This window comes from Acidovorax sp. GW460-11-11-14-LB4 (assembly GCF_059423685.1).
On the sequence record NZ_JBWKYJ010000075.1, the window covers coordinates 1 to 22979 of the forward strand.

Below are 22979 nucleotides of genomic sequence, written 5' to 3' on the forward strand. Positions count from 1 at the left end.
CCCCCACTTCACCCCGGTGCCCCTCGACAAGGCCTACCGCCTGCTCAACCACGGCCCCGTCGTGCTGGTGTCGGCCGCCCACGCGGGCCAGCACAACGTCATGGCGGCATCGTGGGCCTGCGCACTGGACTTTGCGCCGCCCAAGGTCACGGTGGTGCTCGACAAGGCCACGCGCACGCGCGAGCTGGTGGAGGCCAGCGGCTTCTTTGCACTGCAGCTGCCCACCGTGCCCCTGGCCGCGCTGACTGTGGCGCTGGGCACCGACAGCGCCAAGACCACGCCCGACAAGCTGCAGCGCCACGGCGTGGAGTTGTTTGAAGCCCCCGGCCAGCCCGCGCAGACCATGCCCCCGCTGGTGCAAGGCTGCGCCGCCTGGCTGCTGTGCCGCGTGATCCCCGAGCCGCACAACCAGCAGGCCTATGACCTGTTCATCGGCGAAGTGGTGGCCGCCTGGGCTGACGACCGCGTGTTCCGCAACGGGCACTGGGAGTTCGACACCGCGCCGGATGACCTTCGCACGCTGCACTATGTGGCGGGCGGGCAGTTTTATGCGACGGGGGCGTCGGTGCGCGGCTAGGGCCGCTCAACGTTCATGCAACCCATGACGACGGGGCAGCCGCAGACCGGTTGTGCCCGCCCCGTATCACTCCCCGTCCGAAATCCCCAACTGCTTGAGTTCTGCAAATTTGGCCGCCATCGTCGGGTTGCCGCGTGTCAGCTTCTTGATCGTGAGGTCTTCGGCCTTGTCGTTGGCCAGGCGCAGGTTGTTGGCCGACTTGTGCAGCGCCTCCTTGGTCTTCTCCAGGTCCTTGATGGCCTCGTCAATGCGCTTGATGGCTTCCTCGAACCCGTCCGATGCCAGGCGCCAGTTGCGCCCAAACGCGCCCTTGAACTCTTCCAGCTGCGATTCGAACTTGGTGATGTCCAGGTTCTGCGCCTTCACCAGCGCCAGCTCCGACTTGTACTGCAACGACTTCATCGCAGCGTTGCGCAGCAGCGTGATGATGGGGATGAAGAACTGCGGCCGCACCACATACATCTTGGGATAGCGGTAGAACATGTCCACGATGCCGGTGTTGTACAGCTCGCTCTCGGGCTCCAGCAGCGACACCAGCACCGCGTACTCGCAGCCCTTTTCGTTGCGGTCCTTGTCCAGCTCTTTCAAGAAGTCTTCGTTGCGCTTCTTCGTGGCCGTCTCGTCGCTCTCGTTCTTCATCTCGAACATGATCGAGACGATCTCGTTGCCCGCCTCGTCCAGGTCGCGAAAGATGTAGTCGCCCTTGCTGCCGCTGCGCGCGTCGTTGTCCTTCTCAAAGTAGGCGCGGGGAAACGCCGTGGCGCGGATGCGGTTGAACTCCGTCTCGCAGTGCTGCTCTAGCGTCTCGCCCACCATCTTGGTGGACAGGCGCGCCTTCATGTCCCGCAGCCGCGCAATCTCGCCGTCCCGGTCGCGCAGCTGCAAGGCGTACTGCTCCTTGATGGCGGCCTCCTCCAGCTGCTTTTTCACTACCACCAGGTTCAGGTTGTTTTGAAGCTCGTCGCGCTCCCGCGCCACCACCGTGACTGCCTCGGTCACCGCCAGCCTGCGCGCCACCTCGGCAGCGTCCAGTTGTGATTTGAGCTGCTGTATCTCGGCGTCCTTTTGGGCGGCCACGCCCTGCAGCTGCTGCGCCAGCCGTGCTTGTGCCAACTGGTCCGCCGCCTGCTGCGCCTGCCGCGCACGCTCCAGCTCATTGGCCAGCGCGTCGCGCTGCTTCTCTATCGCGCTCAGGGCCTGCGCCACCGCCAGGTCACGCTCCACCGCGCCCGCGCCCAGCTGCGCCTTCAGGGCCTGAATCTCGGCATCTTTGGCCGCCGCCGACTTCTGCAGTTCATTGGACACCTGGGCCTGCGCCAGCGCCACCGCATTGCGCTTGTCCTGCTCGGCCAGCTCTAGTCGCTCGTGCAACTGCGCGGCGAAATCCGCGTCCCGCACCTGCTTGAGGATGTCGGCATACCCGGTCTCGTCAATCTTGAACGCCTTGTTGCAGTGGGGGCAGATGATGTCGTGCATGGCGGTCACCGTGTGGGTTGTTTGTGTTTCGTTGGGTGGGGAGCATAGCGGTCAGCAGTGTGAGCAGACGGAGTCTTGCGAAGCCTCGTGCAGTGCGCTGACAGACCCAGCGTGAACGGCACCCGTGGATTCATACCGCGTCAGTCATCAGCCATCGCCCTGGGGTGGCAGCTCCTGCATCGCACCCATCTTGCTGATGACCAGCTCAATGAACGCCGACACCGCCAAGGGCAGGTAGCGCCTGCTGGGGTAGACCATGTGCACGCCATGCCCCTGCCGGTGGTATCCAAGAAGTATGGGCACCAGCAGGCCAGCGCGCAGATCGCGTTGCGTCAGCGTGGAGGGCAGCAGCGCAATGCCCAAGCCCGCCAGCGCGGCCTTGCGCAAGGCCTGTGCCGTATTGCCACTGAAGCGGCCAGTCACCTGCACCTCGGCCGGTGCGCCATCCGGCCCCGTCACGCGCCAGGTGGCCTTGCCGCTGGGGTGGCTGAACGCCAGGCAGTCGTGGTCCACCAGGTCTTGCAGCGTGGCCGGAACACCCCGGCGGGCAATGTAGGCCGGGCTGGCCACCAGGCCGTCGCTGCCCGCGTCCAGCACCTTGCGGGCGAACAGGCCCGAGTCCTCCAGAATGCCGCCGCGAAACGCCACATCAATCCGGTCTGCAATCAGGTCGGCGCGGCCGTCGCTCAGCACAAAGTCCACCCGCACCTTGGGGTGCGCGACCAGGAACTCGGTCAGCCACTCCATCGCAAAGAAATCAAAAAAATCAGCCGGGGCCGCCACCCGCACCAGGCCGCTGGGCTCCTGGTTCACCGCCAGCAGCTCCTCGCCCGCATCCATCAGCCCCTCTACCGCGCCGCTGCAACGCTCCAGAAACACCTGTCCCGCGCTGGTGAGCGTGAGGTGGCGGGTCGAGCGCTGCATCAGCCGGGTGCCCAGCTGCGCTTCCAGCTGCTGCACCCGGCGGCTCAGGGTGTTGGGCGGCACGCCCAGGCGGCGCGATGCCTCGGCAAAGCTGCCGCAGCGCACCACCTGCACAAAGATGGCCACGTCGTTCAGATCCAGCATGGTCACGCTCATTCATTCGATTAGTGGACGAGTGCAATCATATTGCGCTATCTAGTCAATCAATCGATGAATTTTTAAGCTACAGGCATCAGTTCAACACCTCCAAGGTTCTCTGTATGTCTGCACCCGCCACCGCCCCACGCGCCATCGCCCACCGCACCCGCGGCACCACGCACGGCCCCATCACCCGCCTCATGAGCCCCGGGGACCTGGGCCAGGTGCTCAAGCCCTTCATCTTTTTGGATCAGGTGCACTTTCAGCCCGGTGCAGCGCAACAGGGCTTTGGCATGCACCCCCACTCGGGCATCGCCACCGTCACGTTCTTGTCGCAAGGCGATGTGCGCTACGAAGACAGCACCGGCCAAGCCGGCCTGCTGCCTGCGGGTGGCGTCGAATGGATGCGTGCTGGCAACGGCGTGTGGCACACCGGCGCCCCCGTGGGCGACACACCGGGCCGGGGCTTTCAGCTGTGGGTGGCCCTGCCCGCCGCGCTGGAAAACGCCCCCGCCCACAGCCAGTACCTCGCCCCCGAACTGGTGCCTCAGGTGGGCCCGGTGCGGGTGCTGCTGGGCGAGTACGGCGCAGTGCACAGCCTCGTGGCAGCGCCCGAGGGCATGACCTATCTGGCCGTGCAGTTGGCCCAGGGCGAACGCTGGACCTACACCCCGCCCCCCGGCCACACCGTGGCGTGGGCGGCAGTGGCCAGCGGCGCACTGACGGCGGGCGAACCCATTGCGGCAGGCGAGCTGGTGGCGTTTGAGCCCACCCACCAAAGCATCGACTTTGTGGCCACCGAAGCCACCCGCTTCGTGCTGGGCTCTGCCGTGCCGCACCCGCATGAGCTGGTCATGGGGACTTACTCCGTGCACACCAGCCAGGCAGCACTGCGGCAGGGCACCACAGAAATCCGGCGCATTGCAGGGCAACTGCGCCAAGCCGGGCGGCTGGGTTAATCCCTTTCACCCCCCCCTCCACATTCGACTTTTCACCGTTCTCTTTCCCTCCACCCACTTCACTCATTGACCAAGGAAATCACCATGAACATCGGCATCATCGGCTCAGGCGCACTCGGCTCTAACGTGGCACGCGCATTGGCCAGCAAGGGCCTCTCGGCCACCCTCTCCACCCGGCGTGGGCCGGAATCATTGGCCCCGCTGGTGGCCGAACTGGGCCCCACCATCAAGGCGGGCACCGTGGCAGAGGCTGCCGCCGCAGACATCGTGCTCATCGCAGTGCGCTGGGAAGACTTGGGCCAGGCCCTGGGTGGCCTGCCTGCGTGGAATGGTCGCATCGTCATCGACGGCACCAACCCCGTGGCGTTTCTGGACCCCAACTCGCCAGATGCCCAAGACCCCAGCAACCCGCTGGCGGCCTACGGCATCAAGGCCATCGACCTGGGCGGGCGCTCGTCCAGCGAAGTGTTCAGCGAATTCGTGCCCGGCGCCCGCGTGGTCAAGGCATTCAACCACCTGGACGTGAACCTGCTGGCCCAGCCCCAAGTCTCCGGCGGCCAGCGCGCCATGTTCTATGCAGGCGACGATGCCGCCGCCAAGGCCGCAGTGCGCAAGGTGCTGGACGCCATCGGCTACTTCCCGGTGGACCTGGGCACGCTGGCGGTGGGCGGGCGTTTGTCGGAGCTGCCGTTTGGTGCGTTGTCGAGCACGCAGTTCATCAAGATTTGAGAAGGGGTATCTGCCCTGGCACTTTCAGACCCCAGGGTAGCTCGATCAAAACATGTTGCCGGGGGGCTGTGGCTGAGACCCTGCTCCACCACCGGGGTGTGCGGTCAGCCCGTGCGAACAGCTAAAAAATCACACCAATCGATGCGCCGCATCCTTGCACTCAGCGAGCCATGACGCCGCCCCGCAAGTCCCTGCAGCGCTGTGGGGTAAATTGCCCCGCATGCCGAACACCTCTTCGCCCCCCTCTGCGGCCGCCCCCGCATCCCTCATCGACTCCCGCCAGGCCGCGTGGCGCCTGCTGACCACGCTGGGCCTGGTGGTGCTGGGCAACAGCAGCATGTATGTGGTGTCGGTGGTGCTGCCCGCCGTGCAGGCCGAGTTTGGCGTGGGCCGCGCCGATGCGTCGCTGCCCTACACGCTGATGATGGTGTGCCTGGGACTGGGCGGAATCTGGACCGGTCGCATGGCCGACCGGCATGGGCTGATGCCGGTGCTGTGCGTGGGCGCGGTGGCCGTGTGTGGCGGGTTTGTGTGGGCGGGGCTGTCGGGCAGCATCTGGGGGTTTGGGCTGGCGCACGGGCTGATGGGGCTGATTGGCAGCTCGGCCACGTTTGCGCCGCTGATGGCAGACACCGCGCTGTGGTGGAACAAGCGGCGGGGCATTGCGGTGGCGATCTGCGCCAGTGGCAACTACATTGCGGGCGCGCTGTGGCCGCCCATCGTGCAGCACGGCATTGAGCTGATCGGCTGGCGCCACACCTATGTGCTGCTGGGCATTGCGTGTGGGGTGGGCATGCTGTTGCTGGCACTGCGCATGCGCCAGCGCGCGCCCATGGTGCAGATGGATGCAGCATCGGCAGCGATGGCACCGGCCGCGTCGGGTGCAGCGCCCTCGCCATTGCCGCTCGATCGCAGCCGCCCGTTCGGCCTGCGCCCGCTGCATGCACAGCTATTGCTGTGTGTGGCGGGCGTTGCGTGCTGCGTGGCCATGGCGATGCCGCATGGATTTATGGAATGTGTCAACGGTATTTTTGAAATTTTTCCTAAGAAGAATTGCTCAAATACTTCAACCATGGGGTACTCTGGTGTTCTCAACGTCGAATGGATCGCGTTGCTCTAAGTTTCCCGACACGTTATGAGATTGGTACTGCAGTCCCTTTCACGATGAACCGAATTTAGAGAGGAGAGGGGCTGAGAGCAGGACTCCCTAGTCCGACGTAACCGGCTGGACGCCGGAACTGTTCATCGCGCGTGTCACATCTGGCTCGATAGTTGGAAGTCGAGCAGTCACAAGTGTTGGCGTGTGGGGACTACGGTTAGCAGGGTCCCTCTCATACCCTCTCGGATATGCACTTATTGTCACTGCCAGAGCCCTCGTTTGTTCACATGCGCAAATAGCGTCGAGAGAGCGGTCAGCACCTCAGTGTCCCTTAACACCTCGTTGATGTTAGTGAGATTTGTTGGGACGTGGGTGCCGTTAAGTTCCACCAACCGCTTAAACACTTGTTCCACTAAGCTTGTCCTCGGCACAAGTACGTAGTGCACTTCGCAATCTAACCCGTTGGCGAGTCTGGTTAGGGTGTTCAAGGAAAGGGTTCCATTTGCCTCACCTTGCTCCAAATTGCGAACTCCCTGAGCCGTCATGCCCAGACGCACTCCGAGCGCCTTGGAACTCATGCCCAATGCGAGTCGAATGGTCTTAGTCCAACCACACCTGGGTGTGGAGGCACGTTGCAGTTTTGCAAACTCGCAAAACTGCCGATCCAGTTCGGCCAGGCGGGAGATATCCAGTCGATTCTTCAAGTGACGCAAATGAGATTTAGGCAACTAAGGGGTTGTCCATGCCGGGAAGTTCGGACAAGTGAAGACTTTCCATTGAGGGGCAGGTAGACGTTCAGCCATCAATAGCGCTGAATCCTCCGCTATCTTCGGGCTCAATGTCCTGAATGGGACCAAATAGTCTCATATTACTTGAACCAAAAATCATGCTTCGTGTAGAAAAAGCGACCCTGGGAAAGTTCGGAGAGCCAGAGTTGGCGAGCCTCATCAACGCGCGTGGATGGCAAGCGGTCCTGCCGGAATCTCTGGATGACCACCACCTTTTGTTGGTCTCTGATCAGCTTCGGGACCTATTGACTGGGCAGGGGTGGGATGCGACGCGAGGGCCAGGAAGTGCTGCGTTGCCAATCAGTTTGCTGTTGCTTTCCAAAGCTGGCGCAAAGCGCTCCGGCCAGGGACTTGATGTCGAGATGGGGACCCTGCATGAGGCCATTACCCTTCTCAACGTCACCGTGGACAGGGAGATCGTGAACCGGATGCTCCAACGCCGTGACGGCACTACAGGGGCAGGGTTGATGCAGGGTCTGGGCTTGCTGATTCAGAACTAGTCGGAATCTTTCAGATCACTGCGTACCGCCTGTCCTGACGCCAAGGCTCGAAAGTCGGTCTTGACGATCTTGAGGAGTTCGTTGACCGATGCAGTGTCAATGTCTTGGCAGTACGCCGCAGCGATAAGCGTCAAAGGATGAATGTGCAGATGCTCCGCCAATCCTTCGATGGTACGGATACCCGGCACCTGGTGGCCCTGCTCAATGCGGCTGATGTGTCGTCGACTGGTCGCGAAGAGCATGTCTTCCTGCGTCACGCCGCGTGCCGCACGCAACTGCTGCAGTGCGCGACCAATGTCGGCTTCGGGACGAGCATTCTTTCGGGAGACCATTCGCCCGATTTCCGCCGAATGCGACCAAGAAGACCACGACCAATTAGTCTCATTGCTTTGTTACATCTCGGGGAATTTTGTTTTCTTTTGAATTCGCTCCTGGAATCCAGGTCATGTCTCTACTCTTTCTGGATTTCGATGGCGTCTTACATCCAGAGCACTGCCACGAGTCCAAACACTTTTGCTGCTTGGAAGTGTTTGAGCAGGCAGTGCGGCAAGCCCCCGATATTGAACTGGTTGTCACCAGTACATGGCGGCTGCAGAATTCGCTCGAGCAACTTCGGAAACGGTTCTCTATTGATGTGGCGGCCAGGATCGCTGGGGTCACGCCACGGTTTGCAGACCTGAAGGATGTGCCTGCTACTCTTGTCGGCTATGAGCGCGAAGCGGAGTGTCATGCATGGCGTTGGTCCCACAATGTGCCTCATCTGCCGTGGCTGGCCGTTGACGACCGATTCTGGCTCTATAGGCCGTTCTGCCCTTCATTGTTCTTGGTTGATGGCAGTACGGGACTCAATCCAGAGCTTGGGGCGCAATTGATCGCTAGATTGCGTAAAACCCTCTAAGGAGTCGTCATTCCACCGTAAACACGACGCATGAGAAAGTCGCTTTAGATATTTGCTGCGCTCGCTAGGAAGCCATATGCTTGCCACGGGTACCGTATGATTTTGGATAGAAGCAAGCCCCCGGTGCGACCTCTGCGAAAGCATGCCCCCGGGGGCGACGGGTTTGATGAGTGCACGATAGAGTCACTTTTCGACTTTCGTGAGAAGTGCTCAAAAGAATTTGATGACCTGGGATTGCAAGTTACGAGCGGGATCGGCCGGTTTCCACGGGTACGCCAAAAGAGGCCGATCAAATTGGCCCTGATGTTTGGCATCGTGGACGTACACAGAGTGCTCAACGCTTTGGCCGACATCGATTCATTTGTCCAGAATGCTGAATAGATGAATGCCTACAGCGATTCCTCAGTTCTGCAGCTCCACTTGTTGCTCCATTTGGGTGACAGACTTCGGCGTCTCAGAAAATCTCAAGGACTGAGCACGGTGGAGATGGCGAGTCGCGTGGGAGTCTCGCGCAGGACGCTCAGTGCCGTCGAAGCGGGAGATCCCACGTCGTCCATGGGCACCTACTTGAAAGTCATATCCGCTTTGGGCATCCTGGGCGACTTGGCGTTATTGGCGGATGACGCCATGCGATCAGTCACTTCAAACACTGCGGCTGCTGGGGCAAGCAGTGAGGCGCTGTTGGCTCGCATCGTGGTTTCCGCAGATACCTCTCGCCACCGGATCCAGGATCTGCAAAGTCTCGCCCTGCACGAAGAAGCAGTGCGACGCGTTCGCGCTGAGCCTGCGTTGATCCAGCAGGCCCAGGCAGTTCTTCAAAAGTGGTTGGATGCTGGGGACCAGCGCTCGGCCAGCCTGTGGGTTGAGTGGAAAGACATCCTGGAGCATCGCAAGTGGCGTAAGGCACTGGGGAGAACCCACCGAGCGCAGGAACTGAGGCAAGCGTCCCCGATGACCGCTGTTCTGCCGCCAGAGGTCCGAAAACGCATCCTCCAAGAAGTCCGAGAACTGAAGGAAGGCGTCGTTATTGAAATCGCCGGTAGGGCTCGTAAATGACAAGTGTCGTTCGGACAAGCCTCTGGCAGAGGCCAATATTTGACGTTCAATCCCAAGGATTGCACTATCAGTGTTTCGAGCTCATACCCAGCCACTTCCACGGAGCAAGCCATGGCCCTTGAAGACGACATCGCAACTCTCACCGTGCTCGTACAGGACATGCTCGCAGAGTCAGGAGAAATAGCCGGTTTTGAAGCAAGAGCGTGGCTGGACCGTTGGCTTACTGGTGTGGTCCCAGCATTGGGAAATCGGAGACCTATCGATGTGCTCAATGAGCCCGATGGCCTGGAGGTAGTGAGGAGCTTGCTCTCGCGAGCCCAATCTGGTGCGTACTCGTAAGCAAAGGCAGGGAGTTGGCTAGCCGTTATTCGATCTGAATCTCTCGCCATCCCCGTCGGCCGATTCACACCCTGCAGAATGCCAAGGCTATGCCCTCAAGCCAGAGCTCCCCGTATCTCCCTGCGTCAGTTCCCCGTAGCGCGGACGTCGCTCTGTACCTAGATCTCGATGGTGTTGTTCACCATGAAAAAGTGCTCTGGCATCCCAGGAAGGGTATCTACATGAGCCCGTATGAGGCGGCAGGACACACTCTTTTCGAATGGGTGCCTATCTTGGAGTCTGTGCTTGAACCATACCCGGCAGTCGCTCTTGTGCTGAGTAGCACTTGGTGCATCCGCCCCGGATACAGCGCTACCCTCAAACGCCTTCCGGCCGCTTTGCGTGCCCGGTTCATTGGTGGGACGTACCACAAGCGTGTCCATGGCGTGGACCCCTGGAACCTGTCCATGTTTCGCGCCACCCCCCGGGGTGTGCAAGTTCAAGAAGACGCGCAACGCCGAAAGCCCCGGCAGTGGATTGCTCTCGATGACGATTTGGAAGGTTGGCCTGACTCCTGTCGGGAAAATTTGGTCGCGTGCGAAGGAACTACCGGCTTGTCCAACCCTGTAGTTCAACACGAGTTGAAGGAAAAACTGCGCAGCTGCCATGCGGGGTTGCCCGCCTAACCCCGTAGTTTCTGAAAACAACCAACCGATGATGCGACGCCACTCCGACATCCTCGCGGTCTTGCAATCTGTCGATGGCATCGTGAAGCGTCGCCACGCACTCTCGATCTTGGCCAATGTGCTCAGCCGTCGGACAGCCGGTACCGGCTTCATGGATTTGGATATCGGCCCGTTGGTTCTCGAAGCGCCAGCTCGCCATATCGGCGAGGTATTCGCCTTGTTCTCACGTCCGATGGCCATGCTCAAGCAGGCTTTTGCATTGAACTTGCCCCGCACTTCGTATTTCAGTAGCAAGGTTAGCGGCCGCAACGCGCCGTAGGGCGCCATTGATTGAGTCCCCATGAAAACACACTCAACGTCAACGACTCGCCACCGCACAAACAACGCACCAAGCGCAGTTGAACATCCGTCGCCCTACGCGTCTGCTGCTCAGACAAAGGCCTTTCTGGCTGGCAGCCTGGCCGCCCGGACGGCTCGCTTGGAAGCCAATGACATGCTCAGCACAGACATGGCTGCGGATCTGGTCGGTACCACCCCAGTGACAATCAATGCGTGGATCGCTAAAGGGCGGGCTATCGGATTGACCCAAACTCGGCATGCTTTCAAGTTGCCCAGTTGGCAGTTTGAACCTGCCCTATGGGATGCAGTGCCCAAGCTTTCAAAAGCCTTGGGAACCACTGAGGGCTGGGCTCTGCTTGCCTTCTTGGAGACGCCTTCGGGCGCTTTGGGCGGAAGGACACCGCGGCAGGCGATAGAGCAGGGTCATCTGGTCCGTGTAATTGAAGTGGCGGGTGCTGAGGGCTATTGACCCCTCCACGCCCCATGAAACTCGCAGATCTTCAGTAAATCCGTGACTTCTAGCTTCTAGCCCCGCAGCTTCTTTTCCGTGTTAGCAATCAGGCGCCCCTGCGGGCACGGTGAAGATAGGGATACGGCTACTCCTGTTTCGATGCTCGGCCACGATGTGACGATCCTGGTGACCAAAACAGTCCGGCAACGGCCTGAGAAGATTGAGCTGGAGCTCCGCTGCTCCTCCTGAGCGCCAGCTCGCCAAATCAGTGGTTCTCGACAGGAGCGGCAATCATCAGGGCGCGTTCTTCAGCATACAACCGTCGAAGCTTGGGCACCTTGACAATGCCTTTGATGTCGTCGGCGTTCTCATTTATCTACGCGCACGGACAGTCGTGCGACTGCTACGCAGCGGTTGCAGTCCTTCCCGTCCTGTGGCCGAACTCACGCTGACCGCCCTCAAGATGCCGCTGGCTCTGATCATCACGCAATGTTCGAAGGTTAGCTGTGCGAGGTGTTCAAAACTCGCTTGGCCCTGTGACATGAAGCTCTCATCCCGCCGGGCAGTGGCCGAGCTACATCCAAGCGGGTATGATGCCCACTTTCAAAAGGGAGCTTGCGTCTTGGCCGCACCAAGGCATATCACAGCAAAGGAAGTGCAGCGACTCACCGGGCTGACATCCAGTCAGCTCAGAGAGTGGACAAATCGTCGGTGCCTCATACTGCCCGACTTGCTGCCTAGCGGTCCCGGGACGCGCGCACGCTATTCATGGCAAACGGTATTGGTGCTTCGACTTGCAGTTAGCTTGAAAGGCGTCTTTCATGTCGAACTGCAAGCCCACCAAGACCTTTTTGCGCAGCTCTCTGCGTTCTTGTCTAAACGGCCTTTCCACTCCCTTGCTGGGCAGGTTTTGATTATTCATGCAAACGGAGACTTCGAGCTAGACGACGCGGCGTATGCACGCGCTTTCTATGACGACGCGATCGTCCTCTGTCTGGACTCTCACCTGAACGTACTATCCGCTGAGTTTGAGATGACGCCTTTCCCTATTCAGCGGACCCTTTTTCCGGCCACGCGCGCGCTATGACCTACGCGCTCGAGAATTGGCTCAAAAGGCTTGCATACACAGATTTTCCTGAAGGGCTGTTAAGGGTTGGGCAGAACGCTGGCACGCGACCCTATGCCTCAGAAATTGAGGAGATGCTGGCTCCAAATGGAAGCATCAGAGCGTCGGCCGTGTTCTGCGTTGAGGAGCAACCGACCGTATGTTTTGTTGAGGCGCATACGATCGCCGGCAATCCAGAGCAGCGTTTGGAGCAAATTCGACAACGAGTGTGGAATCAAAGCCTCGCGTCGGTAGTACTGGTCTTGGACTCTGATCAGGTCACTGCATATGCAGTTAATGATCGGACGGCTGAGCCGGACTTGCTGCCGAAAATGGCTGCGAGTGAACGCGGTAGATGGTCGGCCTACGAGGTTCAATCTGGCTTCATCAAAGATCGACTCTCGGATTGGTTTGTCCCAGACGAACGTGTAGACCGCCGACTGTTGGCCAACCTGCGTGAAGTGGTCAAGCTTCTGACCAAGCGAGGCCTTTCCAACAGTCAAGCCGAGGCGCTAATGGCACAGGTCATTTTCCTGTGCTACTTGGAGCAACGAGGAGTCGTTGGCCACGCATATCGAGAGCGACATGGCCTCGATGTCTTGGAAAGCTACGTCGTCCGACGTGATGGCTCTGGTGTTGACCGTCTTCTAAAGCGGCTGAGCAATGACTTCAACGGAGACTTCCTCAGCTCACGCGACGGGGGAGCTCCTACCTGGGCGGATTTGCCTCCAGCAGCGTTCCTTGCGATTGAACAGTTCCTTGACGCCGTGGATATCGAGACGGGTCAAGGATCGTTTTGGAGGTATGACTTCAGTCATATTCCGGTAGAGCTGATCTCGGGCATCTATGAGACTCTGCTCAAAGATCGGCAGGGCAAGCTCGGCGCGTACTACACGCCGCGACACCTTGCAAACTTGGTCACAGAGCAAGCGTTTCAGCGCGTGGCCAATCTCTCGAATTGTTCGGTCTACGACGGCGCGTGTGGTTCGGGCATCCTGCTCACGACAGCCTTCCGCCGAATGCTGCGACACATTGAAGCGACCAGCGGTCAACGCCTCGGATTTGCTGAGCGCGTGGCACTGATGCAAAAGTCGATCTTCGGCAATGACCTTGACGAAACGGCTTGCTGGATAACGGCATTTAGCTTGTATCTGTCGTTGCTTGAAGGACTAGAACCTTCGGAAATCTCGCGGCTGCAGTCGGACGAAAAGATCAAGTTGCCGAAGCTTATAGGCAAGGGTCTCAATATCCAGAAGGGCACCAAATACGGCGACTTCTTCTCCTCTTCGAATCCGTTTGCCGGTAAGCGTCGTTTCGACGTGTTCTTGTGCAATCCACCCTGGCGGGAATCTGACGACGATGAGAGGCCGACGTGGGAGGAGTGGTGCCGAAATCAAGATCCTGCCTACCCGATCGGAAGAAGGCAAATAGCCGCTGGCTTTGTCTTTAGGGCGATGCAATGCGTGCACTCAACTGGCGTTGTGGCACTGATTCTCCCGCTCAACCTAGTCATAGGCGCAACAAGTCAGTCCTGCGAATTTCGACAACGCTGGCTGGAAGAGGCGCACATCGATCGCATTATCAACTTTGGTGATGTTCGTCGGCTGCTCTTCCCAGCAGCAAAACATCCATGCGCAGTCGTTTTCGCGCAGCCTAGATCTTTGTCCGAAGAGACTATCTCACTCGGGCGTGAGACGGTTGAATACTGGACACCCAAAGCTGACGTCAGCCTCGCTCTTGGCCGGCTAGCGCTTCACGCCGTGGATCGTAAGCTCTTGCGCGCGCGCGAAATCTACGAGCGGCCTCACCTGCTAATTTCCTCCTATTGGGGCGAGCGTCGCGACCTGGATCTCTTAAAGCGGCTGCATCGATTCGGCACAGTTGCCAAGACTATGGAGTCTCGCTCAAAGCCATGGCTATCGGGCAAGGGCTTCCACGCGCCTAACAACAGCAACAAGGATCGGAAGCTTGGCATCCTTGAAAGCCTTGCATTTTTGCCGGCTGATGAACTACCTGAAGGTGATCCCTTCATCGCTGCTGGAACGAACTTCTTGCGCGTGCGAGACCACTATCCAATTGTCGCCAGCCCAGGCGGGCGCAATGCTGTGCTGTATACGGGGCCTCGAGTCCTCTTTCCGGACGGGTTGACAGAAGGCCTTCAGATTAAGGCATCGTTTTCGGACGAGCCATTTGCCTTTACGTCCTCCGTTGGCGCTATTGGCGGTTCGGCGAGCGACGGGGCACTGCTGAAGCTTCTGGCGGCATACCTTAGATCACCCTTGGCTTCATACCTCATGGTTATGACGAGCTATTCGGTCATTGGTGAGCGCCCCAGGGTAGCCCTGGATGACATCGAAACATTTCCTTTTTGCTCGCCAGAGCAGCACCCAAATCGCTCGGTAGCCGAAAGAGTTGTTTCTGAAGCCACAAGGCTTATGGGAGAAATTCAGAAAGCGACGACTGCCGCAAAGTATGCAGCTCAGACCGCGAAGCTCTACGACCAGGTCTATGACTACTTTGAGCTAAGTGAAGCTGAGCGACTGCTGGTGCAGGGAACTGTCGATGTGGTCGCAAAGTCAATTCAGCCGCCTGACTACCTGCGTCTTGCAACCCCGCTGCTCCATCGACCATCTAGCGACGAGGTGAAGCTCTACGCAAATGCTCTGGCGGCGGAGCTTTCGCGATGGCGCACGCGCAACGGCGGCGCGGGCGCGCTGGAGGTCACGGCGGTCGTTGAAAATAAGGACGGATTTTTCGGCGCGGTGCAAGTTAAGCTGAGCGCGAAGAGTGAGGATCGGGTTAGCGTGTCGTCTTCAGACTCCGCATTTCACCATTTGCTTCGTGAACTGCAAGCGAGTCATCAAATACAGGCGGACAGCTCCGATGCGGAAGATCTGTTCAAGATTCCAAACGTCATGGTGGTCGCGGGAGATGCGTTCTTCTTCGTGAAACCGATGCGCCGCCGGTTTTGGCTCGAGCGATCTGCGTTGGCCGATGCAGACCACATTGTCCAGACAGTTCATTCCGCGGCATGGGCAGCACAGCGCAACAAATGAATTCGACGCTGTCGCCGATCTGGTTCAATGTCTTCCCCGGTCCCCGGATCGGCGACGTCATGCAATACGTCTTCGACACTTGGGGGGAGCTTCAGGGGATGCACGCATCTGCCGTGACGTTCGATCACGACGAGACCGAACTGACTGACAACTTGTGCGAGGCGCTGGAAGACAGCGCACGCCGCCAGCGTCACGCAATGGATTGCGACTTCCAGCCCGAGACGTGGGAGATCCGCAGGCGGCCTGACGGCAGCACGCTGCGAGTCGCACGTGCCGATATCAGAGTGATTCTCGGCGCGCCGGGAACACCGCATCTCGTGATGGAGTTCAAGAAGCTTGATGGCACTCCCAACAGCAGATGGCGCTACTGCTTCGATGGGATGAATCGCTTCCTTGAGGGGAAGTACGCCGACGGACATGAATTCGGCGTAATGTGCGGCTTTTGCCCGAATGACCTCGACGGTGAAGCGAGCGCGCTGGGTCAATACATCTCAACTGGCGGAGGCGGTGAATACAGCACGCGGCTCAGCTGCGTCAAAGACATCAGCGGAAACGTTGTGGTCTCGCCCTCTAACTGGGCGTCGCCTTACGCGAAGTTTGACACGCTGCATCAGCGGCCGGCTCCAGCGATGGCGATCAAGCTCTTACACGTTTTGATGGCGTGTCATGCGCCCCCGGGGGGCTTGAACGCTCCCCCCACCCCAGCACTCCCTGGGCCAAAGAGGCGCCGAGCGAGCGCGCCAAACGGGAAAGTCCGCTGAACGCGTTTCGCGTTCATGTGATTGCTTAGTGTTGTTGGCTGGTGGCTCGCGTCGGAAGTTGCACCAGATGCGCCGGCGTCGCGGGTCGCGTCGGTTCCCCTAAGTGCCGCGCTGATAGCTCTAATTGCGTCGGAGAACTGCCCGAGCCGAGCCAGCCTCCGCCACGCATTTAGACGTGCGCGCCGGCCTACCTTGGGCACATCGGCGACGCAGCCGACACCCCCAAAGGGCGGTGGCTTGCCACCGCTAACGCAGCGACATTTGGACCGCGCCGCCGCGGCACTCAGGTCCACTTCAAGTAAGTGTTCGCACGCCTCAGTCGGGGCCTTCGCTGCCGCACGCGGTGATGAGGGTTAACTCGCGACGTGAAGCGGGCAGATGCGTTCCAAGAGGTTCAATGTCGGGTTTCGGAAACAGCTGATGGTCAGAGCCGCAACGCCGAGCGACAGCACCCAGCCTGAAGCAGTCAGGACTCCTGATGTACCCTGGGATCACAAAGTCACCGTGCACAATTTTTAGTTGCCTAAAACTGTCCTCCATCTAGAGTGCGGTCGTAGGAGGGGATATGCACGCCGCAATCGACAAGACATCAGTTCATCTTCACGAGTCATTGCTTTCAGTGCGCTCTGTTGCGCGTCAGTTTGCGACGGTTGCGATCGCTCTGGCTCTTTCCAGCGCAGCCATGGCCTTCCAGATAGCCCCCATGGGCTCTGCCTTCGAATCCAAGATGACCAACGAAACAGAAAACTCTCTGGCGACGGTGGCTGGCAGACTGGGCGTTCTGATCAAAGGCCGCGTCCACGAAGAAATCACCCAGATTGGGATGGGCTGTCCGATAGAGCCAAGCACGCTGGCCCAAGACGTCAGCTGCAGTTCTCGGGATTTGCCCTTTGCTACGCCCTACGTCATCTACGGCGTGCGTTGGAACGATCTACCCCCATTCAAACTTTCACCCGACGAGGGCAACTGCACCTACCTCGGCAAGTCCTGCAACGTGTCCCAGACCATCCGGTTCTCGACACAGCCGCTGTGTTGGTACTGTCTCTTCAAGGATGCAGAGAAGAAAGCGCAGACCCAACCGATCAGTGGGTGCATTAAGACCAAAGGTAGTCTGCACGGCAATGTGATGACCCGCTCGCACTTCGGCGACTTGCAGTTCCTGCATGCCATGGCGAGTGAGGAAGGAGTACACCCTGGCGCCACCCGTGCCAAGGTGCTGGACTGGCTGGAGTTCGCCTGGAAGGTGTCCTCGCGCGAAATCAAGCCCGACACCTTTCTTCGACACATCGACAACGCCACACTGAAGGAGCACTTCGGATGCACACAGTGGCGGGTCTCGGACCTCTACATCCTCGGGCGGCAAGACAAGCTGCTTCCGTACTTGCACCACGTGGCATTCGGCTCGGTGCTCCACACAGTCCAGGACTCGTTCGCCGGAGCCCATGCCTCGCGGGAGAGCTCACAGCCAAGCAGAATGTGTCAGGGCACTGACCTTACTCAGCCCAGACGGATCGTAGAATTCCATACCTATGGCGCGCAGGACGGAGGCCTGCACGACGAACAGGACAGCCGGGAAGCCATGACGCGCGTAAGCGCTGCAGACAGGTGGCCTGATGCTGTGGAGGCCACGCGCAATCTGTCGCGCTTCTATGAAGATCGCGCCCGATGGAGCGAAGTCCAGCCCTACATGCAGTGCCTGTTCGAACTGGCGGACGAACGCAATGACTCGTCACCGGGAGAGCCGTACCGTCGCCGCTGAGTGCTTGGGGGGCAGCCCAGCTCACCGCTCACTGCTTACTGTGGATCGAGCAATGCCAGCGCCTTGCGCTTGCCAAGTTTGAGCACTTCAGCAATGCGCTCCAACTGTGCGGCCCGGGGATGAACATGGCCTGTCTCCCACTTGTAGACAGATATCGAAGAAGCACCCAGCAGCTGAGCCATCTGCTTCTGCGTAATACCGAGTGCTGCGCGTTTGTCGATCAACACCTGAGCATCGAACGGGATCTGCTTTGACTTCTTGGGCGCGACATCTTCTGCCACGGCCTTGGCTTGGGGCGCATCCGTTACTTTGACCTGCCGTTGAGTGGCTTTGAGCTGGGAGCTCAGCGCCTTGACCTCACGCTTCAGTGCCGCGATCTCCGAACGGTGGCCGGTGATCGCCTTGCGCATGCCCTGAAGTTCAGGTTTGAGCTCCTTGCGCGCCATGCGAACAACTTCAGCGCGAAAGGCATTTGAAAATGTATTCATAGTCTCGATGGTAACTTTCGCGGCTTATCGCGTGCTTAGGGGCCATACGCACCGACGTATGGCACTCCGTCTTCGCCCCCCAAAAACAAAACCGCCAAAGGCCTAAGCCCATGGCGGTTTGTTCCGGTGGAGGTCGAACGAGCGGTACTTACTTCCCAGCCTTGTCCGCCTTGCGCTTGGCAGCCTTGGGATCTACCACCGCCTTGAACTTCGCACCCGCCACAAACTTCGGCACCGTGCTCGCAGGAATCTTCAGTGCTGCACCGGTGGATGGGTTCTTGCCCGTGCGTGCTGCACGCTTGGCGGACTTGAAGGTGCCAAAGCCCACCAGCTGCACGGCATCGCCTTTCTTGACGGCGGTCTGGATGGTGTCGATCAGCGTTTCCAGCACCGCGTTGGCGGCGGTCTTGGACAGATCATTCTTGGAAGCCAGGATTTCAACGAGTTCTGCGCGGTTCATGGATGCTCACGTGTAGAGGTTGGAAAGGATCGATTTATACCGCCGCCGCTGACACGGCCCTTGCTGCGACTCAATGTTGCAGTGCACTTCTTGGCAAAAACTCCACGCCCGTGCGTTTCACCAGCTCCTGGTAGCTGATAGGTCGCCCCACGGTCTCCCCCTCGCGGTTCTCCTGCCAGTGCGCCCAGGCCTTGTTGGTCGTGGCGTCATAGACCAGCTTGTACAGATAGGTCGGCACCTTGACCCAGTTGGCTCCAATACGTGGCCCCGCATCCGTGAACACTGGCCCCGTGATCACAAACACATCGCCCTTAGCCCGCTTCACATAGTGCCGCGTGTCCTGCTCGATCTTGTTCCAGGCGCCACCGTTGTGCTGAGCGTTTTGGGGAACCATGTTCGCCAAGCTGAAGCTCTGGGCCATGGCCGTAGGCGTCGACATATCTCCTGCAGGCGCCATGTGCCCTCGGGAGTAGCCAGAGTTCTTGTAGTCCTCCAGCTCCGCTCGCTCGCCACTCGGGAGTCGAGCATCTGCATAGAAGCGCTTGGCCCGCTTCTCATCGGCATCCTCGATGAGCCTGCGGTTCAGGCGCTGGGCCACGAACACCGGTGTCTTGGTGGTGCCAGAGTGCAACACCGCAAACGCTTCATAGCAAAGCTCGCGCAACTGCGGGCGGGGCGTGATGGCCGGTGGTGTGCCATTCGCAAAGAACTGCGGGCATTGCGCAAAGGAGGTGGGTTCGGGCGTGAGCAGCGCCGCACTGTCGAACTGCGGGGAACGTGCCCAGGAGAGATTCGGGATAGCAACGCCGACGAGAGCCAGGGCCAGCACAGCAGCCAGGCGCACACGGCCTGGACAAGAGAAAAAACGATTCACAGAAGGAGCAATCGGGTCGAACAAAACGGAGCCCGATTGGAGCACCAATCACCTCTCGCTTCTGGCCCGAATGCTCGGATCTCGCAGGGTTTTACAGCTGCTTGCAGAGATGGGGTCCACAAACAGAAAGGGCTCCCCAAAGGGAGCCCGATCTGCCTGCCCGCCCCTGCGATTCAATTAACACTCCCCATGGCAGCAGCACCCGCACCGCGCGAAGTGCCACCGCCATGGAAGTCCCGCAACTGCTTTAATCCAACTCAAGCAGTTGGTCAGCCAGAAACGCAGGCATTCACAAGCCGCCTTGCGGGAACGCCTGCAGGTTCGTCAGTTTTGCTGAAGTCACGCTTGCCCTTGGTTTTGAAGGCTCGCCTACTCCGTAGGCGTTGGCTCGGAAAGCGACAGCTATCGCGCTAACTGGGTGCCAGCGGCCCTTTGTCATCAAGCTTTGCACCCGTTGCCGATATTTCTGTGGATTTGGCGCATTCTCCTCACGCCCTTTGTGTCGCCGAGTGTTGCACCACCAACATGCAGCAACGATGTTTTGTGCGGAATCGCGCCCTTGATCCTGGCGAGCAGTTAGATGCTCAGCCGTGCAACGAAGGTACTTTTGGAATTTAGGCTTGAGTTCTTTGGGCGTGAACTCAGGCAACGCAGGTTCGATCATTGCCAAACCGCAGTAGAAACAACGGCATTGTTGGATGAGCGCGGACTGGATACGGAGTTTGGCTATCTTGTTCATTTGGCAGCAGGGGTAGTGTTGAAGCTACTCCCGTTGCCGATAGCCGGACAGGTCGGGCGCCGGGGCATCGCACCACTCGGCTATGCGCCAAGTCACCCGGACGCGGCCGGGTTCGCGTTAGCCCGGACAACTAATAATTTATATCGCTGCGTCCAGTCGGCGCAAGTACCGGCTGTTGCACGCATGCGTCATGCTGACTCAACAGGTAACTCGACTTGCTGCGCCGGATCATTCGCCCTGTGCACAAACAGCTCCAGTGGCGGCACTTTGATCAGCGCCTCTGCCTGCTCGATAGTGCCTCGCAGCCAAGTATCCCAATCCCCCTTTTCCAGCGGCACCACCGTACGCTTGTCCTGCATGTCGGGCGCGCGCTTGGGGTCAGCCCTGTGCATCAAGTTCAGCACCGGCACGTCGTCGCAGTTCTGCGTGATCATGGTGTAGCTGGGCAGCACCTCACCCGTGGCCGGGTCGGTCCACTCGCTCCACAGGCCCGCCAAGCCCCAGGGCTCGCCGTCGGCCCGCTCGAACTGCCACGGGATGTGCTTGCCTGTGCCCCAGTAGGGTTCGACATACAGCTGCGCCGGGATGATGCAGCGCTGCCCCTTGCGCCAGGGGCCGCCGTAGGTCCATGACTTGGCCATGCCCTCGCGCCGGGCGTTGAAGGTGCTCAGGCGCTTGCCCTCCTTGCCTGTAGGGATGTGTGTCTTGGAGTTTGGCGGGATCATGCCCCACTGCCCTACCACCAGCTCGCGCCCGGCTTCCCTCTTGGCCCGCAGGAACGGCCCACGGTACAGCGGGCTCATCTTGTCGCGCCACTCTTCCTCGGGAACGTCACCGAAGTGCAGCACCAGCTGCTCACGGCCCGGGACCTCGTAGTAGGTACACATGGCATCATTCTGGCAGCAGGGAGCTATACTGTAAATATGTACAGTCTTTGGAATTCCCCGCTACCGGTGCCGTACGACACGGCGGCGCAGTCGCTGGCCTTGCCCCTGTGCGGGGTGAGCGTGCGCGCGGGGTTTCCATCGCCTGCCGATGACTTTGTGGTGGAGCGGCTGGACATCATGCAGCTGCTGGTCAAGCACCCCCAGGCCACCTACTTCTGGCGGGTGCGAGGCGACTCAATGCGCGACGCTGGCATTGAGGATGGAAGCATCATCGCGGTGGACCGGGCGATCAAGCCCAAGCACAACAGCATTGTCGTGGCCATTGTGGACGGCGAATGCACCGTGAAGTATCTGCACCAGCGCGCCGGCCGCATCAAGCTGCGGGCGGCCAACCCTACCTATCCCGACATCATTCCCCGAGAAAACCAGACCATTGAGGTGTGGGGCGTGGTGAGTGGGTGCGTGAAGTTGTTTCTCACCTGATCTGATGGACGGAGGCCAGCATGTATGCGCTGGTGGATGGCAACAACTTTTACGTGAGCTGCGAGCGGGTGTTCCGCCCCAGCCTGAACGGCCGCCCGGTGGTGGTGTTGAGCAATAACGATGGCTGTGCCATCGCCCGCAGCAATGAGGCCAAGGCCCTGGGTATCAAGATGGGGGCGCCGTGGTTCCAGATACGGCACATGGAAGAGACCCATGGCTTGGTGGCCTTGAGTGCCAACTTCACCCTGTACGGCGACATGAGCAACCGGATGATGAGCCTGGCGGCGGGCCTGGGCCCCTCGCAGGAGATTTACAGCATCGATGAGTCGTTCATCGGCTTGCAAGGAGTGCGGGGCGACCTGACCAAGCGCAGCCAGGCCATCCGCGACCGCATCCACCAGTGGGTGGGCATCCCCTGCGGCATCGGGATTGGCCACACCAAGACGTTGGCGAAGCTGGCCAACCACATTGCCAAGACGGCAGAGCGCAAACCAGGCAGCTACCCCGCCGAGCTGGCCCAGGTGTGCAACCTGACCGCCCTGCCTGCCCAGGACTTGGACGAGGTGTTGGCCAGCACGCTGGTGGAAGAAGTCTGGGGCGTGGGCCGCAAGATCAGCGCGCAGCTGCATCAATGTGGTGTGCATACGGTCCTGGACCTGGCCCGGCTAGACCCGACCATGGTGCGCAGGCGCTGGAGCGTGGTGCTGGAGCGCACCGTGCGCGAGTTGCAAGGCATGCAGTGCATCGACCTGGACGATGCACCGGCACCGAAGAAAGAAATTGCCTGCACCCGGTCATTCGGCCAGGCAGTGACCGAGCTGCCCCCGTTGGTGGAGGCCGTGAGCGAGTTCGCCAGCCGAGCGGCCGAGAAGCTACGCAAACAAGGCAGTCTGGCCAGCCAGTTGCTGGTGTTCTGCCACACCTCGCCCTTCCGCCCCGGCCCGCGCTTCAATAAGTCAGTGGTGGTGCCCCTGCGCCGGCCTACGGCCGACACCGGCAAGCTGGTGTGGGCGGCCACAGCGGGCATGCGCCGGATGTATGAGCCTGGCTACAAGATGGCCAAGGCTGGGGTAATGCTGCTGGACCTGATGCCGGGCAACGTGCTGCAGGGTGAGCTGGATCTGGAGGATGAAGACCACCGGGACCGCACCCAGCTGATGGTGGCACTGGATGCGCTCAACCAGCGCTATGGCAAGGGCACCGTGCATTCAGGCGCCACAGGGGGCACCAACCGGGGCAAGGACTGGGGGATGAAGCAGGAGAGGCGCACGCCGCAGTACACGACGCGGTGGGAGGATGTGCCTGTGGCACGGGCCTAAGCGTGAGGGAGCTCCCGCGCTCGAGTCGGCTCTGCAGCGTTATGCACAGCACGCAGTTATGCACAGTTGGTCCGGCAGCGCGGCGTCGCCGCCCTCGCAAGAGGGCTGCG

25 protein-coding genes and 2 pseudogenes are annotated in these 22979 nt (G+C 60.1%); 17 read left to right on the top strand and 10 right to left on the bottom strand.

Translation table 11 applies throughout. From position 1 onward, the window contains the following. On the top strand, nt 1-577 hold a 577-nt coding region (locus AC07X4_RS20275; protein ID WP_494741091.1), incomplete at its 5' end, for a flavin reductase family protein. A 66-nt stretch (nt 578-643) separates the two neighbouring features. Here AC07X4_RS20275 and AC07X4_RS20280 read toward each other — a convergent pair. After that, nucleotides 644-2053 (bottom strand): DUF2130 domain-containing protein, encoded by a 1410-nt coding sequence (locus AC07X4_RS20280; protein WP_494741092.1) that lies wholly within the window; start codon nt 2051-2053, stop codon nt 644-646. A gap of 147 nt (nt 2054-2200) precedes the next feature. Continuing rightward, nucleotides 2201-3121 carry a LysR family transcriptional regulator gene (locus AC07X4_RS20285; protein WP_494741093.1) on the bottom strand — a complete coding sequence of 307 codons (921 nt, stop codon included), beginning with the start codon at nt 3119-3121 and terminating at the stop codon, nt 2201-2203. Nucleotides 3122-3237: 116 nt separating this feature from the next. Here AC07X4_RS20285 and AC07X4_RS20290 point away from each other — a divergent pair, with 116 nt between their 5' ends. From AC07X4_RS20290 to AC07X4_RS20300, 3 genes and pseudogenes are all read left to right on the top strand, one after another. Continuing rightward, complete coding sequence (locus tag AC07X4_RS20290) at nt 3238-4074, top strand: pirin family protein (protein WP_494741094.1); 837 nt, start codon at nt 3238-3240, stop codon at nt 4072-4074. A gap of 84 nt (nt 4075-4158) precedes the next feature. Continuing rightward, nucleotides 4159-4803: an NADPH-dependent F420 reductase gene (locus tag AC07X4_RS20295; RefSeq protein ID WP_494741095.1), complete on the top strand. Its 645-nt coding sequence runs from the start codon at nt 4159-4161 to the stop codon at nt 4801-4803. Between the two features lie 220 nt (nt 4804-5023). Next, a pseudogene (locus tag AC07X4_RS20300) lies at nt 5024-5803 on the top strand (MFS transporter); the annotation flags it as partial. Between the two features lie 359 nt (nt 5804-6162). Here the strand turns inward: AC07X4_RS20300 and AC07X4_RS20305 are convergent. Then, nucleotides 6163-6480 carry a helix-turn-helix domain-containing protein gene (locus AC07X4_RS20305; RefSeq protein ID WP_494741110.1) on the bottom strand — a complete coding sequence of 106 codons (318 nt, stop codon included), beginning with the start codon at nt 6478-6480 and terminating at the stop codon, nt 6163-6165. A gap of 308 nt (nt 6481-6788) precedes the next feature. Here AC07X4_RS20305 and AC07X4_RS20310 point away from each other — a divergent pair, with 308 nt between their 5' ends. Continuing rightward, complete coding sequence (locus AC07X4_RS20310) at nt 6789-7190, top strand: hypothetical protein (RefSeq protein ID WP_494741096.1); 402 nt, start codon at nt 6789-6791, stop codon at nt 7188-7190. Here AC07X4_RS20310 and AC07X4_RS20315 read toward each other — a convergent pair. Then, complete coding sequence (locus AC07X4_RS20315; RefSeq protein WP_494741097.1) at nt 7187-7522, bottom strand: helix-turn-helix domain-containing protein; 336 nt, start codon at nt 7520-7522, stop codon at nt 7187-7189. The genes AC07X4_RS20310 and AC07X4_RS20315 overlap by 4 nt on opposite strands. A gap of 113 nt (nt 7523-7635) precedes the next feature. Between AC07X4_RS20315 and AC07X4_RS20320 the strand changes: the two genes are divergently transcribed. The 7 genes and pseudogenes from AC07X4_RS20320 to AC07X4_RS20350 all read left to right on the top strand — a co-directional run bounded on the left by AC07X4_RS20320 (nt 7636) and on the right by AC07X4_RS20350 (nt 10956). Beyond that, nucleotides 7636-8088: an HAD domain-containing protein gene (locus AC07X4_RS20320; RefSeq protein WP_494741098.1), complete on the top strand. Its 453-nt coding sequence runs from the start codon at nt 7636-7638 to the stop codon at nt 8086-8088. A gap of 486 nt (nt 8089-8574) precedes the next feature. After that, nucleotides 8575-8634: pseudogene (locus AC07X4_RS20325) on the top strand (hypothetical protein); the annotation flags it as partial. A 9-nt stretch (nt 8635-8643) separates the two neighbouring features. After that, complete coding sequence (locus AC07X4_RS20330; protein ID WP_494741112.1) at nt 8644-9144, top strand: helix-turn-helix transcriptional regulator; 501 nt, start codon at nt 8644-8646, stop codon at nt 9142-9144. Nucleotides 9145-9303: 159 nt separating this feature from the next. Continuing rightward, the gene (locus tag AC07X4_RS20335; RefSeq protein WP_494741111.1) at nt 9304-9483 is read left to right on the top strand and encodes an antitoxin Xre/MbcA/ParS toxin-binding domain-containing protein; all 180 of its coding nucleotides are present in this window, start codon (nt 9304-9306) and stop codon (nt 9481-9483) included. A gap of 89 nt (nt 9484-9572) precedes the next feature. Next, a complete protein-coding gene (locus AC07X4_RS20340) occupies nt 9573-10148 on the top strand; it encodes an HAD domain-containing protein (RefSeq protein WP_444825621.1) in 576 nt (191 codons plus the stop codon). A gap of 31 nt (nt 10149-10179) precedes the next feature. Next, complete coding sequence (locus AC07X4_RS20345) at nt 10180-10467, top strand: hypothetical protein (protein ID WP_494741099.1); 288 nt, start codon at nt 10180-10182, stop codon at nt 10465-10467. A gap of 21 nt (nt 10468-10488) precedes the next feature. Further along, a complete protein-coding gene (locus AC07X4_RS20350; protein WP_444825623.1) occupies nt 10489-10956 on the top strand; it encodes a hypothetical protein in 468 nt (155 codons plus the stop codon). A gap of 748 nt (nt 10957-11704) precedes the next feature. Here AC07X4_RS20350 and AC07X4_RS20355 read toward each other — a convergent pair. Then, on the bottom strand, nt 11705-11860 hold the full coding sequence (locus AC07X4_RS20355; RefSeq protein ID WP_494741100.1) for a hypothetical protein: 156 nt from the start codon (nt 11858-11860) through the stop codon (nt 11705-11707). A gap of 161 nt (nt 11861-12021) precedes the next feature. On the opposite strand from AC07X4_RS20355, the gene AC07X4_RS20360 reads away from it, so the two are divergent. From AC07X4_RS20360 to AC07X4_RS20370, 3 genes are all read left to right on the top strand, one after another. Beyond that, a complete protein-coding gene (locus tag AC07X4_RS20360; protein WP_494741101.1) occupies nt 12022-15099 on the top strand; it encodes an HsdM family class I SAM-dependent methyltransferase in 3078 nt (1025 codons plus the stop codon). Then, the gene (locus tag AC07X4_RS20365; RefSeq protein ID WP_494741102.1) at nt 15096-15860 is read left to right on the top strand and encodes a hypothetical protein; all 765 of its coding nucleotides are present in this window, start codon (nt 15096-15098) and stop codon (nt 15858-15860) included. The genes AC07X4_RS20360 and AC07X4_RS20365 overlap by 4 nt, the downstream gene beginning before the upstream one ends. A 565-nt stretch (nt 15861-16425) precedes the next feature. Beyond that, the gene (locus AC07X4_RS20370) at nt 16426-17619 is read left to right on the top strand and encodes a hypothetical protein (protein WP_494741103.1); all 1194 of its coding nucleotides are present in this window, start codon (nt 16426-16428) and stop codon (nt 17617-17619) included. A gap of 35 nt (nt 17620-17654) precedes the next feature. Here AC07X4_RS20370 and AC07X4_RS20375 read toward each other — a convergent pair whose 3' ends face one another. The 5 genes from AC07X4_RS20375 to AC07X4_RS20395 all read right to left on the bottom strand — a co-directional run bounded on the left by AC07X4_RS20375 (nt 17655) and on the right by AC07X4_RS20395 (nt 21067). Continuing rightward, nucleotides 17655-18107 carry a helix-turn-helix domain-containing protein gene (locus AC07X4_RS20375; protein ID WP_494741104.1) on the bottom strand — a complete coding sequence of 151 codons (453 nt, stop codon included), beginning with the start codon at nt 18105-18107 and terminating at the stop codon, nt 17655-17657. Nucleotides 18108-18255: 148 nt separating this feature from the next. Beyond that, nucleotides 18256-18567, bottom strand: a complete 312-nt coding sequence (locus AC07X4_RS20380; RefSeq protein ID WP_056057356.1) for an HU family DNA-binding protein — start codon at nt 18565-18567, stop codon at nt 18256-18258. A gap of 70 nt (nt 18568-18637) precedes the next feature. Continuing rightward, complete coding sequence (locus AC07X4_RS20385; RefSeq protein WP_494741105.1) at nt 18638-19441, bottom strand: DNA/RNA non-specific endonuclease; 804 nt, start codon at nt 19439-19441, stop codon at nt 18638-18640. Between the two features lie 289 nt (nt 19442-19730). After that, on the bottom strand, nt 19731-20180 hold the full coding sequence (locus AC07X4_RS20390) for an HNH endonuclease (protein ID WP_494741106.1): 450 nt from the start codon (nt 20178-20180) through the stop codon (nt 19731-19733). Between the two features lie 188 nt (nt 20181-20368). After that, entirely contained in the window at nt 20369-21067 is a 699-nt protein-coding gene (locus AC07X4_RS20395; RefSeq protein WP_494741107.1) for an SOS response-associated peptidase, read from the bottom strand. Between the two features lie 36 nt (nt 21068-21103). Here AC07X4_RS20395 and AC07X4_RS20400 point away from each other — a divergent pair, with 36 nt between their 5' ends. Further along, the gene (locus AC07X4_RS20400) at nt 21104-21550 is read left to right on the top strand and encodes a LexA family protein (protein ID WP_494741108.1); all 447 of its coding nucleotides are present in this window, start codon (nt 21104-21106) and stop codon (nt 21548-21550) included. Between the two features lie 20 nt (nt 21551-21570). Then, entirely contained in the window at nt 21571-22869 is a 1299-nt protein-coding gene (locus AC07X4_RS20405) for a Y-family DNA polymerase (protein ID WP_494741109.1), read from the top strand. Nucleotides 22870-22979 lie beyond the last annotated feature (110 nt).

Bases quoted from the DNA above. Each gene is read 5' to 3' on its own strand.
- AC07X4_RS20280 (WP_494741092.1), bottom strand. From the start codon at position 2,053: ATGCACGACATCATCTGCCCCCACTGCAACAAGGCGTTCAAGATTGAC.
- AC07X4_RS20285 (WP_494741093.1), bottom strand. From the start codon at position 3,121: ATGCTGGATCTGAACGACGTGGCCATCTTTGTGCAGGTGGTGCGCTGC.
- AC07X4_RS20290 (WP_494741094.1), top strand. From the start codon at position 3,238: ATGTCTGCACCCGCCACCGCCCCACGCGCCATCGCCCACCGCACCCGC.
- AC07X4_RS20295 (WP_494741095.1), top strand. From the start codon at position 4,159: ATGAACATCGGCATCATCGGCTCAGGCGCACTCGGCTCTAACGTGGCA.
- AC07X4_RS20305 (WP_494741110.1), bottom strand. From the start codon at position 6,480: ATGAGTTCCAAGGCGCTCGGAGTGCGTCTGGGCATGACGGCTCAGGGA.
- AC07X4_RS20310 (WP_494741096.1), top strand. From the start codon at position 6,789: ATGCTTCGTGTAGAAAAAGCGACCCTGGGAAAGTTCGGAGAGCCAGAG.
- AC07X4_RS20315 (WP_494741097.1), bottom strand. From the start codon at position 7,522: ATGGTCTCCCGAAAGAATGCTCGTCCCGAAGCCGACATTGGTCGCGCA.
- AC07X4_RS20320 (WP_494741098.1), top strand. From the start codon at position 7,636: ATGTCTCTACTCTTTCTGGATTTCGATGGCGTCTTACATCCAGAGCAC.
- AC07X4_RS20330 (WP_494741112.1), top strand. From the start codon at position 8,644: ATGGGCACCTACTTGAAAGTCATATCCGCTTTGGGCATCCTGGGCGAC.
- AC07X4_RS20335 (WP_494741111.1), top strand. From the start codon at position 9,304: ATGCTCGCAGAGTCAGGAGAAATAGCCGGTTTTGAAGCAAGAGCGTGG.
- AC07X4_RS20340 (WP_444825621.1), top strand. From the start codon at position 9,573: ATGCCCTCAAGCCAGAGCTCCCCGTATCTCCCTGCGTCAGTTCCCCGT.
- AC07X4_RS20345 (WP_494741099.1), top strand. From the start codon at position 10,180: ATGCGACGCCACTCCGACATCCTCGCGGTCTTGCAATCTGTCGATGGC.
- AC07X4_RS20350 (WP_444825623.1), top strand. From the start codon at position 10,489: ATGAAAACACACTCAACGTCAACGACTCGCCACCGCACAAACAACGCA.
- AC07X4_RS20355 (WP_494741100.1), bottom strand. From the start codon at position 11,860: ATGAATAATCAAAACCTGCCCAGCAAGGGAGTGGAAAGGCCGTTTAGA.
- AC07X4_RS20360 (WP_494741101.1), top strand. From the start codon at position 12,022: ATGACCTACGCGCTCGAGAATTGGCTCAAAAGGCTTGCATACACAGAT.
- AC07X4_RS20365 (WP_494741102.1), top strand. From the start codon at position 15,096: ATGAATTCGACGCTGTCGCCGATCTGGTTCAATGTCTTCCCCGGTCCC.
- AC07X4_RS20370 (WP_494741103.1), top strand. From the start codon at position 16,426: ATGCACGCCGCAATCGACAAGACATCAGTTCATCTTCACGAGTCATTG.
- AC07X4_RS20375 (WP_494741104.1), bottom strand. From the start codon at position 18,107: ATGAATACATTTTCAAATGCCTTTCGCGCTGAAGTTGTTCGCATGGCG.
- AC07X4_RS20380 (WP_056057356.1), bottom strand. From the start codon at position 18,567: ATGAACCGCGCAGAACTCGTTGAAATCCTGGCTTCCAAGAATGATCTG.
- AC07X4_RS20390 (WP_494741106.1), bottom strand. From the start codon at position 20,180: ATGAACAAGATAGCCAAACTCCGTATCCAGTCCGCGCTCATCCAACAA.
- AC07X4_RS20395 (WP_494741107.1), bottom strand. From the start codon at position 21,067: ATGTGTACCTACTACGAGGTCCCGGGCCGTGAGCAGCTGGTGCTGCAC.
- AC07X4_RS20400 (WP_494741108.1), top strand. From the start codon at position 21,104: ATGTACAGTCTTTGGAATTCCCCGCTACCGGTGCCGTACGACACGGCG.
- AC07X4_RS20405 (WP_494741109.1), top strand. From the start codon at position 21,571: ATGTATGCGCTGGTGGATGGCAACAACTTTTACGTGAGCTGCGAGCGG.